The organism is Pantoea sp. NPDC088449 (assembly GCF_044753225.1).
Lineage (GTDB): Bacteria > Pseudomonadota > Gammaproteobacteria > Enterobacterales > Enterobacteriaceae > Pantoea > Pantoea floridensis.
This window is the reverse complement of sequence record NZ_JBIVMT010000001.1, coordinates 1,630,486-1,648,808: the sequence shown is the minus strand read 5'-3', so window position 1 is coordinate 1,648,808 and position 18,323 is coordinate 1,630,486. Positions and strand designations below refer to the sequence as shown.

Sequence of the window (18,323 nt, the reverse complement as noted above, 5' to 3'; positions counted from 1 at the left end):
CCAGAAACGTGAGCGCCATCGCCTGTGACAGTACGAAAGCGTGCTGTGCAGCACCATTTTGCCGTCATCATCGCGGGGAAGGAAAACGATTGCGCGGCAGCGGTGCAATGCACCATAATCGCGCCTCGTTATGGTTCAGAATTATCTTAGCCCCACAGGTAATCAGAAACGTAATCGATTGCGTACGAGGCTGGCATAGCTATTGCTATTAGAGACAAGGGTAAGCGGAAGATTTCACTCAACGCCGCTTGGCCTTCACTACAAAAATAAACATGTAAACCACATTGGCAAGTGAGAACGCGCATTGGTGCCGACTCCGCTCATGAGAGATGATGATGTTAGAAAAACTCTTCAAATTAAAAGCGCATAACACAACGGTCCGCACGGAAATCATTGCGGGTATCACGACCTTTCTGGCGATGGCCTACATTCTGTTTGTTAACCCGAGCATCCTCGGCGCAACCGGCATGGATAAAGGCGCGGTCTTCGTTGCAACCTGTCTGGCGGCGGCGATTGGCTGTGTGCTGATGGGCCTGATCGCTAACTACCCGATTGCCCTTGCACCGGGCATGGGCCTTAACGCCTTCTTCACTTATACCGTGGTTCTGCACATGGGATACACGTGGCAAGTCGCGCTGGGCGCGGTGTTCTTGTCAGCGGTGATTTTCTTTGCCATGTCGCTTTTCAAAATTCGTGAGTGGATTATTAACAGCATTCCGCTGCCGCTGCGTGCGGGTATTGGTGCTGGAATCGGCCTGTTCCTGGCGATTATTGCCCTGGAAGGCGCGGGTATCGTGGTGGACAATCCGGCAACGCTGGTTGGCCTGGGCGATTTGACCAAACCTGGCCCGCTGTTAGCGCTGCTAGGCTTCTTTATCATTGTGGTGCTGGAAGCTCGTCGCGTAACCGGCGCGGTACTGATCGGCATTCTGGTGGTCACCTTCATTTCTATGGGTATTGGCCTGACGCCGTTTGGCGGTGTGTTCTCCGCGCCACCCTCCATTGCACCGACCTTGATGCAGCTGGATATTGCTGGTGCGTTTAATGTGGGCCTGGTGAGCGTGATTTTCGCTTTCCTGTTTGTGGATGTGTTCGATAACACCGGCACTTTGCTGGGCGTGACCAAACGTGCAGGATTAGCGGATGAGCAGGGCAACGTGCCGAAAATGGGCCGTGCGCTGATTGCCGATAGCGCCGCAGCACTGTTCGGTTCGCTGCTCGGCACCTCAACCACCACCAGCTATGTGGAATCTGCTGCAGGCGTTAGTGCCGGTGGTCGCACCGGTTTGACGGCGGTTGTGGTGGCTATCCTCTTCCTGCTCAGCCTGTTCTTCTCGCCGCTGGCGGGCAGCGTACCGGTGTATGCAACGGCACCTGCGCTGCTGTTTGTGGCGGTATTGATGGCCTCGGGTTTAGCGGATATTGACTGGAAAGACATCACTACTGCGGCGCCAGTGACCGTGACGGCGCTAACCATGCCGCTGACTTATTCCATCGCCAACGGTATTGCCTTTGGCTTCATCACCTGGACCGTGGTGAAACTGCTGAGCGGACGCACCAAAGAGGTGAATCCGGCGCTGATTATTCTGTCAATTCTGTTTGTCATCAAACTGGGTTGGCTGAGCGCATAATGGTTATTTAACGGAAGCCCGTTCGGGCTTCCGTGTCTGTGGTTACAATCCTCTGCTTATTTTCTGCGTGACACCTCGCAATCCCTTTTGATGTTCACTTCTCTTCCCTCTCGGGTCGGCCTAGGCTGTGCGTGTTGTTTAATCCTGCCCTGTAAAATAGTGCTGTGGATGGCGGGATCGTGGAATGTTAACGCTGCGCAAATCTGTTTCACTGGCTGGGTGGTGGACGGATTGAAAGAAAGCGATGGAAAAGGATTCGGTGATGGATTACCCCATTAGCAATACAACTCGTGTGTTCCGACCGCTAATTTTTGACCTTGGTAACAAAGGAGATCACCAAATGGAACAATTAACCAAACGGGTTGAACAGCTGGAAAAAACTACCCAGCAGATTCAAACGGATGTGGCTGTGCTAACCGCGCGTTCTGAACATTTTGCTACCAAGGCGGATATCGAAAAGGTTCGAGCCGAGCAGGGGGCAATGCGTGTCGAGATTATGGGCGAGCTAGGGGCGCTTGAACAACGTATCGATAAAAAGTTTGAGCGGATGGAAGAGAAATCCGAACTGAAGTTCGACAAAATAGATGCGCGGTTCGCAAGGATTGATGAGAAGTTCGAAAGAGTTGATCAAAGATTCAATCAGCTGGAAGAAAAAATATCTGCCTTTAACAACAGTCTTACCTGGAAAATCATGTTACCGACTTGCCTTCTGGTGTTGGCGTGGTTTGTTCAGAATATTGTTTTGAAGATGTCATGACGCGCTTTACAGCACTGTTCCGGCCCCACAAGGGCCGGAACTCATCATGATTATCTAAACGGTGGCTCGTTGAAGGTTCTGAGCTTCCTTGAGTGCAGCTTATCGCCCTCGGCACGCAGCAGTTCTACCGCGCAGATGCCGATCTGCAGGTGCTCAGATATCGCCCCTTCATAGAAGCGGTTCGCCTGACCGGGCAGTTTGATCTCGCCGTGCAGCGGTTTATCTGACACGCACAGCAAGGTGCCATAAGGTACGCGGAAGCGGTAACCCTGTGCGGCGATGGTGGCGCTCTCCATATCGACCGCCACGGCGCGGCTCAGGTTGAAGCGCAGCGCAGAAGCGGAGTAGCGCAGCTCCCAGTTGCGGTCATCGGTGGTGACGACCGTACCCGTACGCAGGCGCTGCTTAACCTCTTCGCCCGGCATGCCGCTCACCGCTTTGGTGGCGTCATACAGTGCACGCTGCACTTCGGCGATGCTTGGGATCGGGATATCCGGCGGCAATACGCTGTCGAGCACGTGATCGTCACGCAGGTAGGCGTGTGCGAGGACATAATCGCCGATGGTCTGGCTTTCACGCAGGCCGCCGCAGTGGCCAATCATCAGCCAGGCGTGAGGGCGAATCACTGCAAGATGATCGCAGATGGTTTTAGCATTGGATGGACCCACGCCGATGTTCACCAGCGTAATGCCGCGACGATTCGGTGACGTCAGGTGCCAGGCGGGCATTTGGTGTTTCTTCCACGCCAGATCGGACATCATCGCCGTTGGGTCTGGTGTCTCGGCGGTGATCACCACCTCACCGGCACAGGCCAGGCTGTCATACGGCGTGCTGGGATCCTGCACTTGCTCAATGGCCCAGCGTACGAATTCATCTACGTAGCGTGTGTAGTTGGTAAACAGCACGAACGGCTGAAAATGCTCAACGCTGGTGCCGGTGTAGTGACGCAGACGTGCCAGCGAGAAATCGGTGCGCAGCGCATCGAAGTGCGACAGCGGGAAAATGGCATTGGCGTGGAACAGGCCGTCTGCCGTTTCATCGCCAATCTGCGACAGTTCGGTGGTGGGGAAATGGCGCGCGATGCTGGCGCTCATGGAGCGATCGAGCGACAAACCGTCGATCACATACGGATAAGGAATCTCCTGCTGTGATGGCCCCACTTCAATCTGCAAGTCATACTCCTTCTCCAGCATGTGCAACTGCTCGCTAAGGTAGTGACGCAGCAGCGCCGGGCGCGTGATGGTGGTGCTGTAGCTGCCCGTATGGGTGAAGCGTCCCCAGGCGCGGGTGCGATTTTTCTGCGGGCCTTCGCCCAGCCAGGTGATACGCAGCTGCGGATAAACAAACAGGCCTTGTTGGCGTGCGGCTTCATCCGGCACTTGTCCGGTTGCCGTGAAATCGCGAATGGCGTTGCGCAGGGCGTCAACCGCCGCATCATAAAGACGCTCTAATTCGTCCAGCGCTTGCTGGCTGCTTAATCCGTTCCGTTGCGTGTTCATAGGTTCTCCTTCAGGAAACGTGGACCGTTTTCACCAGAGCATAGCGGATAAACCCCTCACGACGATGAAGAATCTGTGATCAACCGCATTCTGCACCATCGCGGTGCTGGTGTGTGGCGTAACCTTGGCTATGTTTATGATCAGCAGGGATGTTACATCGCGTGTCTCCAGCCCTGGCGCGATGCCTATGCAAAAACCGCCCGCGTTATAATAAGTTGGCGAGATTATTGCTTGATTTTCAACCGTAGCCTTAATGAACCTAAGCTGTTGAGCTCAGGGCGCACATTGATGCGTGACTGAAAGCAGATCGCCATGAGTGGCGATCTCAGGGGATTTTATTGGCCGCACGCTGTTCCGCCGAAGTTTCAGAAATTGATTTCTCCCAGGCCGTGGTATGGCTCCGTTCCTGACCCGTTGAGGATTGAAAGCATGTCTTTGAAATTCATAAAACACCCAATGAAGGTGGCGATTGCAGGTTGTTTAAGCGTGGCTTTTTACGCTCAGGCAGATATTAAAATTGGCGTGGCCGGTCCTTTCTCTGGGCCCAATGCGACCTACGGCGCGCAATACTGGAAAGGCGCCAGCCAGGCAGCGGAGGACATCAATGCCGCCGGCGGCATTAACGGTGAGAAAATCGTGCTGGTGCAGGGGGACGACGCCTGCGAGCCAAAACAGGCGGTCTCTGTCGCTAACCGCTTAGTTGATCAAGACAAAGTGATGGCGGTAGTGGGCCACTTCTGCTCCTCCTCCACCATGCCGGCGTCGGAAGTCTATGATGAGGCTGGCGTGCTGGCGATTACGCCTGGATCTACCAACCCGCAAATCACCGAGCGTGGTATGAAAACCATGTTCCGCATGTGTGGCCGTGACGACCAGCAGGGCGCAATTGCCGCCGATTACATCATTGATAAGCTCAAAGCCAAAAAAGTCGCGATTATTCATGACAAGGACACCTACGGTCAGGGCTTAGCGGATGCCACGAAAGCCTCGCTGGAGAAGCGCGGCGTAAAAGAGGTGCTGTATGAAGGGCTTTCGCGAGGTGAGAAAGATTTCAATGCGCTGGTCACGAAAATTGGCGCGCTGAAACCTGACGTGGTCTATTTCGGCGGCTGTCATCCGGAAGCCGGTCCGTTGGTACGCCAGATGCGTGAGCAAGGCGTGAATGCTGCCTTCTTCTCCGGCGACTGCATCGTCACCGAGGAGATGGTGACGGCGGCAGGCGGCCCGCAATACACCAAAGGGGTGTACATGACCTTTGGCAACGATCCGCGCACCATTGCCGATGGTAAAGCGGTGATCGAGAAATTCCGCGCCGGCGGTTTTGAGCCCGAAGGTTACACCTTATATGCCTATGCTTCCGTGCAGACGCTGGCAGCCGCGTACAAAGCGGCCGGTAAAGATAACGCTAAAGCCAGCGACTGGCTGAAAGCTAACAGCGTGGATACCGTGATGGGCAAAAAAGCGTGGGATACAAAAGGCGACCTCAAAGTCTCGGATTACGTTGTTTATCAGTGGGATGACAAAGGCAAATACCACCAACTGTAATCTGCCACGCGGCCCCGCACGTTGCGGGGCTATTCGCGATTGAGCGTGAGGTGTGCGCTCCCATTGATTACGAGACGAGATTATGGACGCCTTCTTCTTACAGCAACTGATTAACGGTTTAACGCTGGGTGCGGTTTATGGCTTGATCGCCATCGGCTACACCATGGTTTACGGCATCATCGGCATGATCAACTTCGCCCACGGCGAGGTGTATATGATCTCCGCCTATCTGTGCGCAATTGGCTTATCGCTCCTCAGTTTCTTTGGCATTCACTCCTTTCCGCTGCTGATTTTCGGCACCCTGATCTTCACCATCATTGTTACGTCGGCCTACGGCTGGGCGATTGAACGTATTGCCTATCGGCCGCTGCGTAACTCAACGCGGCTTGCACCGCTGATCTCGGCGATTGGCATGTCGCTGATTTTGCAAAACTATGTACAGCTTAGCCAGGGACCGAATCAGCAGGGGATTCCAACGCTGCTGACGGGCGTGCTGCGCATGGAGATTGATGGCGGCGTGGTGCAAATCACCTGGACTAAAATTTTCATTTTGATCGCGGCCTTGTGCGGCATGGCGCTGCTAACGTGGGTTATCCAATACACTAAGCTGGGGCGAATTTGCCGAGCGGTGCAGCAGGACCGGCGCATGGCATCGATTCTCGGGATTAATACCGATCGGGTGATCTCGCTGGTTTTTGTCATTGGCGCGGCGATGGCCGGATTAGCTGGCGTACTGGTCACTATGAATTACGGCACTTTTGATTTCTACGCCGGATTCATCATTGGCATTAAAGCCTTCACGGCGGCGGTGCTCGGCGGCATCGGTTCGCTGCCGGGCGCAATGCTGGGCGGATTGCTGCTCGGCGTGGCGGAAGCGCAGTTCGCTGGCATGGTGAACTCGGATTACAAAGATGTGTTCTCGTTTTCGCTGCTGGTGGTGATTTTGATCTTCCGCCCGCAAGGATTGCTGGGACGGCCGCTGGTTGCGAAAGTGTGAGGACGTTTTGATGAAGGCAATGACGCAAAATCCGCTGCGCCAGGCGCTGCTCGACACGCTGCTGGCAGGACTGGTGGCGCTGGTGGTCTTTGGGCCGATCGTTGGCGTAGTGCTTGATGGTTACAGTTTCACACTTTCACCGCAGCGCGTGGGGCTGCTGGTGGCCGTGGTGATGGCGGGACGCTTGCTGTTTAGCGTGTTTATCCTCGCCCCCTTTGGCCAGCGCGTTATGCGTAAGTTTGCCGGCGGGGATGATGGCGTTTACGTGCGCGATCCCGGCTACCGCTCGCGCCTGCGCTGGATTCTGCCGCTGCTGCTGATCGTGGCGCTGACCTTTCCGTTTCTTTCCAGTAAATACCTGCTGACGGTGGCGATTCTTGGCCTAATCTACGTGCTGCTCGGGCTGGGTTTAAACATTGTGGTGGGGCTCGCCGGGTTGCTCGATTTGGGCTATGTCGCCTTCTACGCCATCGGCGCGTACGGCCTGGCGCTCGGCTATCAATATCTTGGCTTGGGTTTCTGGAGCATGCTGCCGCTGGCGGCGCTGCTGGCCGCTTTTGCCGGGGCGCTACTCGGTTTTCCGGTGCTACGCATGCACGGCGATTACCTGGCGATTGTTACGCTCGGCTTCGGTGAAATTATCCGCTTAGTGCTGACTAACTGGCTCTCTTTTACCGGAGGGCCGAACGGCGTTTCTGTACCGTCTCCAACCTTCTTTGGCCTTGAGTTTGGTCGGCGCGCGCGCGAGGGGGGCGTGCCGTATCACGAGTTCTTTCATGTCACCTACAACCCAAATATGAAGTTTATTTTCATTTACGTGGTGTTGGTTCTGGTGGTGCTGCTGGTGCTGTGGATCAAACATCGCCTGACGCGCATGCCGATTGGCCGTGCCTGGGAAGCGCTGCGCGAAGATGAAATTGCCTGCCGCGCCATGGGGCTCAATCACGTATTGGTTAAGCTTTCCGCCTTCATGCTGGGTGCTTCCACCGCGGGCATTGCCGGAGTATTTTTTGCCAGCTATCAGGGCTTCGTTAATCCCACGTCATTCACCTTTTTTGAATCGGCGCTGATCCTCGCCATTGTGGTACTCGGCGGTATGGGCTCGACGCTCGGCGTGGTGTTGGCGGCGTTTGTCCTGACGGTGGCGCCCGAACTGTTGCGCAGCTTTGCCGAGTATCGCGTGCTGCTGTTCGGCATGCTAATGGTGCTAATGATGATCTGGCGGCCGCGCGGCCTGGTGCGCACCGCACGCGTCGGTGTGCCGTTACGCAAAGGAGTGCGCCATGAGTGATGCCATCCTGCAAGTGACCAACCTGATGATGCGCTTCGGCGGCATTAAGGCGTTGAATGATGTTAGCCTGGCGGTGGAGCGCGGATCGGTGACCTCACTGATTGGCCCGAACGGCGCAGGCAAAACCACGGTCTTCAACTGCCTGACCGGTTTTTATCGCGCGACGAGCGGGCGCATTGTGCTCAATGCCAACCAGCGCAGCACCGATGTGATTCAGGTGTTGGGACAAAAAATTCATGCAACAGACTTTATCCATCCGGCACGGCTCGGCTCGCGTCTCTGGTACAAGATGTTTGGCGGCGCGCATCTGGTGAACCGCGCCGGGTTGGCGCGCACCTTCCAAAATATTCGGCTATTTCGTGAGATGTCGGTGATTGAGAATTTGTTGGTGGCGCAGCATATGCAGGTCAATCGCCAGCTGCTGGCGGGTGTACTGAACACGCGCGGCTATCGCCAAGCGGAAAATCGTGCACTCGATCGCGCTTTCTACTGGCTGGAAAATGTTGATTTGGTCTCCACTGCCAACCGGCTGGCGGGCACACTCTCTTATGGTCAGCAGCGCAGGCTGGAGATTGCGCGTGCCATGTGTACACGACCAGAATTGATTTGCCTGGACGAACCGGCGGCGGGGTTAAATCCAGTGGAGACTGAGGCGCTGAGCCAGATTTTGCATCGCCTGCGCGCCGACCATCGCATCAGCGTACTGCTGATTGAGCACGACATGCCGATGGTGATGCGCATTTCTGACCACATCGTGGTGCTGGATCACGGTGACGTGATTGCGCAGGGCACGCCGCAGCAAATTCGTCACGATCCTAAAGTGATAGCCGCCTATCTGGGTGCAGAAGAGGAGAGCGACCATGGCTGAACCGATGCTGGCGTTTGAGCAGGTAGACGTGTTTTACGGTCCGCTGCAGGCACTGAAACAGGTTTCATTAACCGTTAATCAGGGTGAAACCGTGGCGCTGATTGGCGCCAACGGGGCCGGTAAATCGACCCTGTTGATGTCAATTTTTGGCCAGCCGCGCATTGCCAGCGGTGAAATTCGTTTACGCGGTGAAGCGATTAGCCAGCGCTCAACTCATTTCATCGCCGCCAGCGGTATTGCGCAGGCGCCGGAAGGGCGGCGCATTTTTCCCGATATGACGGTAGAAGAGAATCTGCTGATGGGCACCATCGCCATTGGTGAGCGCTTTGTTAAGGAGGATAAAGATCGCATGTATCAGCTGTTTCCGCGCCTGCTGGAGCGGCGTAAGCAGCGCGCCATGACGCTTTCCGGTGGCGAGCAGCAGATGCTGGCGATCGCCCGCGCGCTGATGAGTCGACCCAAACTGTTGCTGCTCGATGAACCCAGTCTTGGCCTCGCGCCCATTGTGGTGAAGCAGATTTTTGCCATCCTGCGCGAGCTAACGCAGCAGGGAATGACGCTGTTTCTGGTGGAGCAGAATGCCAGGCATGCGCTGCAGCTGGCGGATCGCGGTTATGTGATGGTCAATGGCGAGATTCGTCTCAGCGGAAGCGGGGCCGAGTTGCTCAATAACGACGACGTGCGCAGCGCCTATCTGGGAGGTGCAGCCGATCCTGCGGTGGTGGCGACAAAAAGTTTGTAATAATGATTAAATGGTGATGGGAAACACTTTGCATATTTGTCAGTGGCCTATCATCATTATTACTCTTCTTCCTCTCCAAAGTGATTTGGAAATCCCTTGCAAAATCCTGGCGTAGTAATGATGCGGGCGGTTAGAAATACGGCGTGGTATCCCAAACGTCGCTCTTATCGCACGTTGTTCTGGCGTGAAATTACCCCCTTAGCCGTGCCGATCTTTATCGAAAACCTCTGTGTGATGCTCATGGGTGTCCTCAGTACCTTTTTGGTGAGTTGGTTAGGCAAAGAAGCCATGGCGGGCGTGGGTCTGGCCGACAGCTTCAATATGGTGGTGATCTCCTTCTTCGCGGCAATCGATCTCGGTACCACGGTGGTGGTGGCGTTTAGCCTGGCCAAGCGCAACGGTAAGCGTGCGCGCGCGGCGACGCGTCAGTCGCTAGGACTGATGACCGCGCTGGCTTTTGTGCTGGTTATCGCCATTGAGTTCTGGGGACACCTGATCATTGATGTGATTGCCGGCAGCGCGGATCCCAAAGTGAAAGAGCTGGCGCTGAGCTATCTGCAAACTTCGGCGTGGAGCTATCCAGCGGCGGCGATTGCGCTGATTGGCAGCGGTGCACTGCGTGGTGCGGGCAACACTAAAATCCCGATGCTGATTAACGGCGGCATGAACATTCTCAACATCGTGATCAGTAGCGTACTGATATACGGCTGTATGGGTTGGGAAGGATTGGGCTTTGTCGGCGCCGGATTAGGGCTAACCATTTCACGCTATATTGGTGCGGCGGCGGCGATTTACGTGCTGTATCGCGGCATTGCTCCAGCATTGAAAATCTCCATCGCCAGCTATTTTCGTCGCTGGGATCGCAACATTCTGATGGAAGTGTTGGGCATTGGCGTTCCCGCCAGTATCGAATCGGTGTTGTTTAACGGCGGTAAATTGCTGACGCAGATTTTTGTCGCTGGTATGGGCACCAATGAAATCGCCGGGAACTTTATCGCCTTCTCGATTGCTACGCTGATCAACCTGCCGGGCAATGCCCTCGGATCGGCCTCAACCATCATTACGGGACGAAGGCTGGGGCTTAATCAGGTGATGCAGGCGGAACGGCAAATCAAACATGTGTTCTGGCTGGCGATGATCGGATTGTGTTCGCTGGCGTTAATCACCGTGCCGCTCGCCGGAACCCTGGCGCAGTTTTATAGTCGCGATCCGGAAGTCATCTCGGTGACGAAACATCTGATTTGGCTGAATGCCGCCTTTATGCCGATTTGGACTGCTTCGTGGGTGCTGCCCGCCAGCCTGAAGGGCGCACGCGATGCGCGCTACACCATGTATGTGTCGATGTTCAGTATGTGGGGCGCACGCGTGGTGGCCGGGTATTTCCTCGGCATTGTGCTGGGCATGGGCGTGGTGGGCGTGTGGCTCGGCATGTTCCTCGATTGGACGGTGCGCGGCCTGTGCTTCTGGTGGCGTTTAAACAGCGGCAAATGGCTGAACAATTACCATAAGATGATGGCCAAAAGCAGGGAATAGGGGGATTTCCTCCGCTGGCGATGGATTTGTAGAGTGCGCATTGATGCGCACTTTTTTTATATGCATCAGCTGGCAAAGAAGCGCACAACTAATCGTTTTGGTTATATGGCGGGATGAGGTTTACTGTCAGCGTCAATCAATTACGGAGATGCTGACCATGAAAAATTTCTTGCAGCAGTGGTTTGACCAGCTACTCAACGGCGCGACCAAACCCGCAGAAGAGCGCGAGTTCGATCTCAGTAACCACATCGATCTACTGATTCCGCTTAGCCAACTGTATGGCGTTGAATTCCATCCCTCGGTGTATCGCTACTATGAGAGATGAGCGCTTACATCATGTAATGCGCTACAGCTACTGGAATGAACTGTGCGCTGAGGAATAGAAAACCCGCTGTTAGGCCAGCGGGTTTTTTTATGTGCGGCATTAACTGAACGCGTTTTTTACAGCCTGATAATCCCAATAGTAGGTACCATCCCTCAGGAAGCACATAGCAACGTGAGTACCTGTATTCCGTATGGCATCAGGGCATTTATCTTTATTAACAGAGGCCGCGTTGTAAAGCACGATGATTTCAAGATTGTCCTTTATTGCTTTCTCACACTCATACTCAATGTAGCTACGGTGATCTACCGACCGCCCTTTTGAACAAGAGCTTGTCCAACTACGGTAACTCGCGCAATACTGACAACGACCACTGCGGGCCGTTTTAGTATTTTTTCCAACAATAAGCACAAATTTTTTTGATGAATTAAATCTTGTTGCCAGTGAGGATTTGATACTGCAGTTTAAACTGCTGTCGCGGGCTTGTGTTAAGTCATGTGCATCGGTAAAAGAAAGACCCCAATGTTTACTCTTATTCCAGAGATGTAACTGATCGATGGCGTCTTTATCGCCATCCCATTCGCCCGCAATATAGGTTCTGGTACGGTATACCATAAATAATCACTCCTTTGTTATTTTGAATACATCTCGCTTAACCAGAGCGTTAAGCTCTACGCTACAATCCATTTCTTGCTGACTGGAGGTCAAATAAGTTGATTTGGCTGATCTTGTCTTCATGAATCATGATGGTTAATTTTGCGGGATGTTTAAATCGCATTTCACTCACTCGGAAAGTCCAGAGCATAATTTTCAACAGTTCTTCATCATTGATCCGCTTGTGTCCCTTTATTCTTGTGATGCCTGAACCAAAAATAGGCACCGTGACGCTTTTCTGGGCATACACACGATTAACGCTATCCCAAAAGTTAATCAGAAACGCCAGGTATTCAGGCATTGATAAATGGGCTTCATTAAATTTATTAAACCGGGCAAAAGCCGTTAACAGATAATCGTCCCAGACGCAGATGGTTCCAAGCTTATAACTTTGATTTTTACCTGATAATCTAGTCGTATTAAGCGTGGCAACATCCTCCCTTGCATAGGCATAATTATCAATGTGTTCATCCAGTTTTTCTAGCGAACAGGAGAGATGCTCAGTAATAAACTTACCGTTGAGACTTTGACGAGCAATGACGATATCATCTACCTTCGTGTCAAAGTACTCGTTAAAAGCAATCGCCTTGAGACCTTGCTCCGCAAAAATATCACCCGTTTTAATCGTTACCGTGCTGCCTTCAACGGTCAAATTAATTGCTCTAAGCTTATTCGCCCTGCGCCAGATGAAAAGATAAACCAGGATTAATAGGATAATGCATGTCACGCCTGCGATATCTTTATATTCTAGCGGGATATCCTTAAATAAAACTACCGCAGCGATGCAACCAGTAATAGCTGAAGCATAGTTACAAAAATCGCTTCTCACTTTTGCATCAAAAAATCTGACTTTTAACATATCCGACTTTCCTTTGTTATGAGTGGTATCCTTAATCCCTAAGGCTCATTCGCAATTGAAAGTAAACGTGAGACAGCCAAAAATCCACATAAAATATACGTGTTTAATTAAAAGTATGATCCAGCGACAGGTAATTTTGAAAACCTGGGATTTTTTTAAGTTGTTGATAACAGTTTTGTATCTTCACGCTGTCGGAAACCACAATGCAAAAAGCCCGCTTAGTTTCCTAAGCGGGCTTCTCTAAATATGGCTCCTCTGACTGGGATCGCCTTTGCCAGTAACTGGCTAATAAGTAAGCTAATGCTGAAAGCTCTCCCTGTCAAGACCACCAGAATGACCACCAATCGAAGCAGTTTCTACAAACTGATGTGTGCGGCCTCGTGCATTTGGTGATCGCTACTATTGTCACTGACGTCCCAAGTAGTAGATAACAACGTCAGTTTGTAATATCGGGTTGTTGACCCTGCCCCCGAATATGATCCAGGCATAACCGGCTTCATGTCAGCTGCAATCAGTCGGCAGACCCTTGCGGCGTCGCCTGCGTTTTACACCCCAGCCGTTAAGGTTACAAATGCGGTATACCCGCTTGTTGTCTAATCAGTCAATATCAGGGGCAGATGGGGTCTTGCTTACGGCAAAGTTTCAGGGCCGTAACCCCGGGTTCGGCCTCGCGGACAATATTGATGACATTATCGTCGGAAAAGGATTCTTCATGAGGATGTACTCATGTGACGGATGAAGATATTGCTAACCTTGCGGTGTGTTAATCAATGGGAAGCAGGTCAAGAGAGGCTGCCATTACCGATGGCGCGGTTGACTTGATTTCACAAACGTTTCGAGGCTTATAGAATTCATGTCACACATAGGTTGATCATCATATAATGCATCGTGTATGTAGGTATAATCTTGTCAGCTGCGCTGACAACCTGTGAGTTATTTAGCGTTTATTATCATTTGATTCATCTCTGAACCCTTTGCTTCACCGTACAACCATCTCTGCAGTAATCGACTGTCTTCAGACAGATCCATATTCTGTCGAGTACATAAATAATAGTCCCTGCCATCATCGATTTCGTGGTCGAAAAGCTTCACCAGTTCGCCTGATGCAAGAAAAGGGGCGATCATCGGCTCCCTCAACAGGCCACATCCCAGACCTGCGCGCACCGCAGCCAACGTCAGTAACCCATCTTCAAAGATGGGACCCTCTTTCCTGAAATGCGTGATATCGAGACTGTTGAACCACTGCTGCCATGCATTCCTCTCCTCATCATGCACTTTTTTTGTTTGTGCCAGGATTTCAGGAGTATCGATATAGCCATGTGTGCGTAAAAAATCCTTGCTGGCAACTGGCACCATTTTCCCGGAGATCAGCTTTTCTGCATTGTATCCCGCCCATTGTCCGGTACCGAAGCGAATAGAAAGGTCAGAGGCATCGCTGTGATAATTACGGTGATTGGCATACACCACGTTAATTTCAATTTGCGAATGGATATTCGAGAATTTAGGCAGTCTGGGAATAAACCAACTCATGCCAAAAAGGGGAATCAGGCTGATAGTCACTTTGCGTGAGGGATTTTGCTCCATGATATGCCCTGTCGCTTGTCGGAGTACCGAAAATGCAGAACGAATGGAGCGATAATATTCCCTGCCCGACGAACTAAGAACCAGCCGGCGGCCTTGGCGATCGGTTAGCGGCAGCTGCAAAAAGTTTTCCAACACGCGAAGCTGATGGCTCACCGCGGAAGGCGAGATATTTAGCTCTTGCGCCGCTGCACTCAAGCTACCTAAACGCGCGATGGCTTCGAACACACGTACAGCGCGTAAAGGTGGATCATCCGAAAACGCTGTATGTGATGCGAAATCATCATCGATTGATTGTTCTGTTTTTCTCATATAAACCACTATTTCTCAGCGGTGGAAACTCTCTAGTTGAAAATAAGTTAACTTAAATCATATGGTTATAGGTAATTAATTTTGCCATAAGTAAGAATATATACGTATTTTACAATTTTGCTCAGTTATCGGATGTTAAGCGCGCAACAGCTAATTCCGGATAACTACTGTGGATACATTTATACAACAACTGATTAATGGCCTGATGCTTGGCAGCATTTATGGCCTGATAGCGCTTGGATACACCATGGTGTACGGAATTTTGCGCATCATTAATTTTGCACACGGCGACATTTTGATGACTGGGGCACTGACTACCCTGTCTGGGATGCAGTTGCTTACTCAACATTTCCCACACTTAAATGCACTGGTCGTACTAACGATTGCCACTCTGCTGGCAATGGGTGTTTGCGCGCTACTAGCAATGGGCATTGAGCGCTTTGCTTACCGCCGCTTGCGCAATGCTCCGCGCCTGGCACCGTTGATCAGTGGTATTGGCCTTTCTGTCCTGCTCCAGACCTGCGCGATGATCATCTGGAGCCGCAATCCGCTGATGTTCCCGCAAGTTTTATCGATGGATCCGATAGCGATCACCGCCGGTGATGCACAGCATCCCCCTGCCATTATTACTGTTACCGGTATTGTCACCTTCCTGCTGGCCTTAAGCGCCATGGCAGGGTTGTGGTTGCTGGTGGGGTTTACTCGGCTGGGGCGCGGTATGCGTGCCGTTGCTGAAAACCCTCGCGTAGCCAGCCTAATGGGCGTCAACCCAAACCGCATCATCACGTTGACCTTTGCCATCGGGGGTGTTTTCGCCGCTTTAGCAGGAGTCATGATGGCAAGTAACTACGGCAATGCCGGATTCTCGATGGGATTCTTACCGGGAATTAAAGCCTTTACTGCTGCGGTTCTGGGTGGGATTGGCAATATTCGTGGTGCCATGGTGGGCGGAGTGCTGCTGGGTATTATTGAATCGCTGGGCGCGGGCTATCTGGGAGAGCTAACGCATGGCGTCTTTGGCAGTAATTATCAGGATGTTTTTGCTTTCATTATCTTAATTCTGGTGTTGGTGTTCCGACCAGCAGGGTTGTTAGGCGAACGCGTGGCACAGCGTGCCTGAGGATAAGACTATGAGCGCTATTTCATTTGAAAATGTACCCAAACGCCGCCTCAATTCAGGCCTGTTATTACTGATCGCGGGCATGCTCATTGCGCCTTGGCTTGCATCTGCCACGGGTGGTAATTACTGGGTCAGGGTGATTGATTTTACTCTGCTCTACATCATGTTGGCATTAGGGTTGAATATTGTGGTGGGCTTTACGGGCCTGCTGGATATGGGGTTTATTGCCTTTTATGCCGTGGGTGCCTATCTCGCGGCGCTTCTGGCGTCACCGCATCTTATGGATGCCTTTCCCGCCTTGCAGTCCATGTTCTCCCATGGCATGCATACCTCCTATTTGTGGCTGGTGCCGTTAGGCGCTTTTGTTGCGGGTATCTGCGGCATTCTGCTGGGCGCACCCACGCTGGGATTACGTGGTGACTATCTGGCGATCGTCACACTGGGGTTTGGTGAAATCATCCGTATTTTGATGCGTAACCTCGATCGTCCGGTCAATATCACGAATGGTGCAAAAGGCATTTCAGGTATTGATTCCCTGAATCTGTTTGGCCTGAAATTCAGTGGCACTTACCACCTGCTGGGCCAAAAAATTCCGGCACTCTATTTATGGTATTACCTTTTCGCGCTGCTCATCGCGGTCATCATCTTTATCTGTTTACGGTTGCAACATTCGCGCATTGGCCGCGCCTGGCACGCAATTCGTGAAGATGAGGATGTGGCGCGTGCCATGGGTATCAACGTCCGTAACTTCAAGCTGCTGGCATTTGCGCTTGGGGCGTCATTCGGTGGCGTAGCCGGGGTGATGTTCGCGTCTTTCCAGGGGTTTGTCTCACCGGAGTCGTTTACGTTGAACGAGTCAATCGTGGTTCTCGCCATGGTGGTCTTGGGCGGAATTGGGCATGTGCCGGGCGTCATTCTTGGTGCAGTGTTGCTCTCTGCATTGCCCGAAGTACTGAGAAGCCAGGCGATTCCATTGCAGCAGGCACTGTTTGGTAGCGTGATCATTGAACCGGAAATTTTACGTCAGCTGTTTTATGGCCTGGCGCTGGTACTGGTGATGCTGTTCAGGCCGCATGGCCTTTGGCCGGTGCGTCATCCGGGGGTGGCATCATGAATCTGCTGAGCGTGCGTCATTTGCATAAACACTTTGGCGGTATTAAAGCGGTTGATGATGTCAGCCTGAACGTTAAGGCGGGCGACATTTATGGGCTAATTGGGCCGAATGGTGCTGGCAAAACCACCTGTTTTAATCTCATCACCGGGTTATACCGAGCTGACAGTGGCGAATTTGACCTTGCGGGAAAACCCTATACCCCGCAAAGAATAGAAAAAGTCACGCAAGCGGGTATCGCGCGTACTTTTCAGAATCTGCGTTTATTCAACGAGATGAGCGTGCTGGAAAACGTGATGATCGGCAGGCATGTCCGGACACGTAACGGTTTGTGGGCCGCTCTCTCCCGCCATCGCCGCGCGCGTGCTGAAGAGCGTGAGACCGAAACACTGGCATGGCAGTGGCTTGAATACACCGGTATTGCTCAGTTTGCCCACTATCGCGCTTGCGACCTGGCTTACGGCCATCAGCGCCGGTTGGAAATCGCCAGGGCGTTGGCATCGGATCCCAAACTGCTGGCGCTGGATGAACCCGCAGCGGGCATGAATGCGGCAGAAAAAGTCGCGCTAGGTGGTTTGCTGCGCCGCATTCGGGACGATGGTAAAACGCTGCTGATTATTGAGCACGATGTGAAATTGATGATGGGATTGTGCGATCACATCTCGGTACTGGACTACGGCAAAGTGATTGCATCTGGCCATCCAGAGACGGTGCGTCGCCATCCTGCGGTGATCAAAGCTTATCTGGGAGGCCATGCACATGTCTGAGTCTGCGTTACAGATCAAGGATCTTAGCGTGCATTACGGCGGCATACAGGCCGTACGAAGCATCAATATAAGTTTGCAGCCGGGAGAGCAGGGCACGCTTATCGGCGCGAACGGCGCAGGTAAAAGCTCCACTGTACGCGCTATCTGCGGTTTGCAGCCTTACTCCGGCGAAATTTTCTGGCAGGGGCAATCCATCAAAGGTTTGCATCCCAATGAGTTGGTCCAAAAAGGCATTGTGCTGGTACCGGAAGGACGCGGAATTTTTACGCGCATGACAGTGCTGGAGAATCTGCAAATGGGAGCCTGGCACCGTCGTGACCGCACCCATGTTCGCCACCACATTGCGCAGCTAATGGAACAGTTTCCTCGCCTTGCTGAACGAAAACAGCAGTTGGCTGGGCTGCTTTCCGGTGGGGAACAGCAGCTTTTAGCGATTGCCCGAGCACTGCTCAGCAATCCGAAATTACTCATCCTGGACGAACCCTCCATGGGGCTGGCGCCCATCATGGTGGAGCGCATCTTCGAGGTTATCCACTCTCTGCGTACCACTGGCATCACATTACTGCTGATCGAGCAAAACGCGCGGTTGGCCTTGCAAGCCACCGACCACGCTTGGGTGATGGACAGTGGAACCATACCCTATCAGGGGCGCTCGGATGCGTTGCTGAACGACGATCGTATTCAACAAATTTACCTGGGCGAATTGCCCATTTAACTTCACCAACATCAGGGAA

General features: G+C 52.7%; 17 protein-coding genes. 13 read left to right on the top strand and 4 right to left on the bottom strand.

The features are described 5' to 3' along the window. Positions 1–332: 332 nt before the first annotated feature. A complete protein-coding gene (locus tag ACIP6T_RS07870) occupies positions 333–1,631 on the top strand; it encodes an NCS2 family permease (RefSeq protein ID WP_400456259.1) in 1,299 nt (432 codons plus the stop codon). A gap of 340 nt (positions 1,632–1,971) precedes the next feature. Next, a complete protein-coding gene (locus ACIP6T_RS07865) occupies positions 1,972–2,388 on the top strand; it encodes a hypothetical protein (RefSeq protein ID WP_400456257.1) in 417 nt (138 codons plus the stop codon). 50 nt (positions 2,389–2,438) lie between these two features. Here ACIP6T_RS07865 and ACIP6T_RS07860 read toward each other — a convergent pair whose 3' ends face one another. Next, complete coding sequence (locus ACIP6T_RS07860; protein WP_400456255.1) at positions 2,439–3,887, bottom strand: AMP nucleosidase; 1,449 nt, start codon at positions 3,885–3,887, stop codon at positions 2,439–2,441. 429 nt (positions 3,888–4,316) lie between these two features. On the opposite strand from ACIP6T_RS07860, the gene ACIP6T_RS07855 reads away from it, so the two are divergent. The 7 genes from ACIP6T_RS07855 (at position 4,317) to ACIP6T_RS07825 (ending at position 11,188) form a co-directional block, all read left to right on the top strand. Next, on the top strand, positions 4,317–5,432 hold the full coding sequence (locus tag ACIP6T_RS07855; RefSeq protein ID WP_345829199.1) for a branched-chain amino acid ABC transporter substrate-binding protein: 1,116 nt from the start codon (positions 4,317–4,319) through the stop codon (positions 5,430–5,432). An 82-nt stretch (positions 5,433–5,514) separates the two neighbouring features. Continuing rightward, the gene (locus tag ACIP6T_RS07850) at positions 5,515–6,429 is read left to right on the top strand and encodes an ABC transporter permease subunit (RefSeq protein WP_097096871.1); all 915 of its coding nucleotides are present in this window, start codon (positions 5,515–5,517) and stop codon (positions 6,427–6,429) included. 10 nt (positions 6,430–6,439) lie between these two features. Then, positions 6,440–7,720 carry a high-affinity branched-chain amino acid ABC transporter permease LivM gene (gene livM / locus ACIP6T_RS07845; RefSeq protein ID WP_400456252.1) on the top strand — a complete coding sequence of 427 codons (1,281 nt, stop codon included), beginning with the start codon at positions 6,440–6,442 and terminating at the stop codon, positions 7,718–7,720. Continuing rightward, complete coding sequence (locus ACIP6T_RS07840) at positions 7,713–8,588, top strand: ABC transporter ATP-binding protein (RefSeq protein WP_400456250.1); 876 nt, start codon at positions 7,713–7,715, stop codon at positions 8,586–8,588. The genes livM and ACIP6T_RS07840 overlap by 8 nt, the downstream gene beginning before the upstream one ends. Then, positions 8,581–9,330 (top strand): ABC transporter ATP-binding protein, encoded by a 750-nt coding sequence (locus ACIP6T_RS07835; protein ID WP_400456248.1) that lies wholly within the window; start codon positions 8,581–8,583, stop codon positions 9,328–9,330. Before ACIP6T_RS07840 ends, ACIP6T_RS07835 begins: the two co-directional genes overlap by 8 nt. 120 nt (positions 9,331–9,450) lie before the next feature. After that, entirely contained in the window at positions 9,451–10,863 is a 1,413-nt protein-coding gene (locus tag ACIP6T_RS07830) for an EmmdR/YeeO family multidrug/toxin efflux MATE transporter (protein ID WP_345829867.1), read from the top strand. Positions 10,864–11,020: 157 nt separating this feature from the next. Beyond that, positions 11,021–11,188 carry a hypothetical protein gene (locus ACIP6T_RS07825; RefSeq protein ID WP_400456246.1) on the top strand — a complete coding sequence of 56 codons (168 nt, stop codon included), beginning with the start codon at positions 11,021–11,023 and terminating at the stop codon, positions 11,186–11,188. Between the two features lie 99 nt (positions 11,189–11,287). Here the strand turns inward: ACIP6T_RS07825 and ACIP6T_RS07820 are convergent, their stop codons facing one another. From ACIP6T_RS07820 to ACIP6T_RS07810, 3 genes are all read right to left on the bottom strand, one after another. After that, positions 11,288–11,800 (bottom strand): TIR domain-containing protein, encoded by a 513-nt coding sequence (locus ACIP6T_RS07820; RefSeq protein WP_400456244.1) that lies wholly within the window; start codon positions 11,798–11,800, stop codon positions 11,288–11,290. Positions 11,801–11,861: 61 nt separating this feature from the next. After that, a complete protein-coding gene (locus tag ACIP6T_RS07815) occupies positions 11,862–12,698 on the bottom strand; it encodes a macro domain-containing protein (RefSeq protein ID WP_400456242.1) in 837 nt (278 codons plus the stop codon). Between the two features lie 933 nt (positions 12,699–13,631). After that, a complete protein-coding gene (locus ACIP6T_RS07810; protein WP_097096877.1) occupies positions 13,632–14,591 on the bottom strand; it encodes a LysR substrate-binding domain-containing protein in 960 nt (319 codons plus the stop codon). Positions 14,592–14,760: 169 nt separating this feature from the next. Between ACIP6T_RS07810 and ACIP6T_RS07805 the strand changes: the two genes are divergently transcribed. From ACIP6T_RS07805 to ACIP6T_RS07790, 4 genes are all read left to right on the top strand, one after another. After that, positions 14,761–15,711: a branched-chain amino acid ABC transporter permease gene (locus ACIP6T_RS07805; protein ID WP_097096878.1), complete on the top strand. Its 951-nt coding sequence runs from the start codon at positions 14,761–14,763 to the stop codon at positions 15,709–15,711. A gap of 82 nt (positions 15,712–15,793) precedes the next feature. Continuing rightward, positions 15,794–16,825, top strand: coding sequence for an ABC transporter permease subunit (locus ACIP6T_RS07800; protein ID WP_320204513.1), 1,032 nt, complete (start codon positions 15,794–15,796; stop codon positions 16,823–16,825). After that, positions 16,822–17,589: an ABC transporter ATP-binding protein gene (locus ACIP6T_RS07795; protein WP_097096880.1), complete on the top strand. Its 768-nt coding sequence runs from the start codon at positions 16,822–16,824 to the stop codon at positions 17,587–17,589. Before ACIP6T_RS07800 ends, ACIP6T_RS07795 begins: the two co-directional genes overlap by 4 nt. After that, positions 17,582–18,304 (top strand): ABC transporter ATP-binding protein, encoded by a 723-nt coding sequence (locus ACIP6T_RS07790; protein ID WP_097096881.1) that lies wholly within the window; start codon positions 17,582–17,584, stop codon positions 18,302–18,304. The genes ACIP6T_RS07795 and ACIP6T_RS07790 overlap by 8 nt, the downstream gene beginning before the upstream one ends. Positions 18,305–18,323 lie beyond the last annotated feature (19 nt).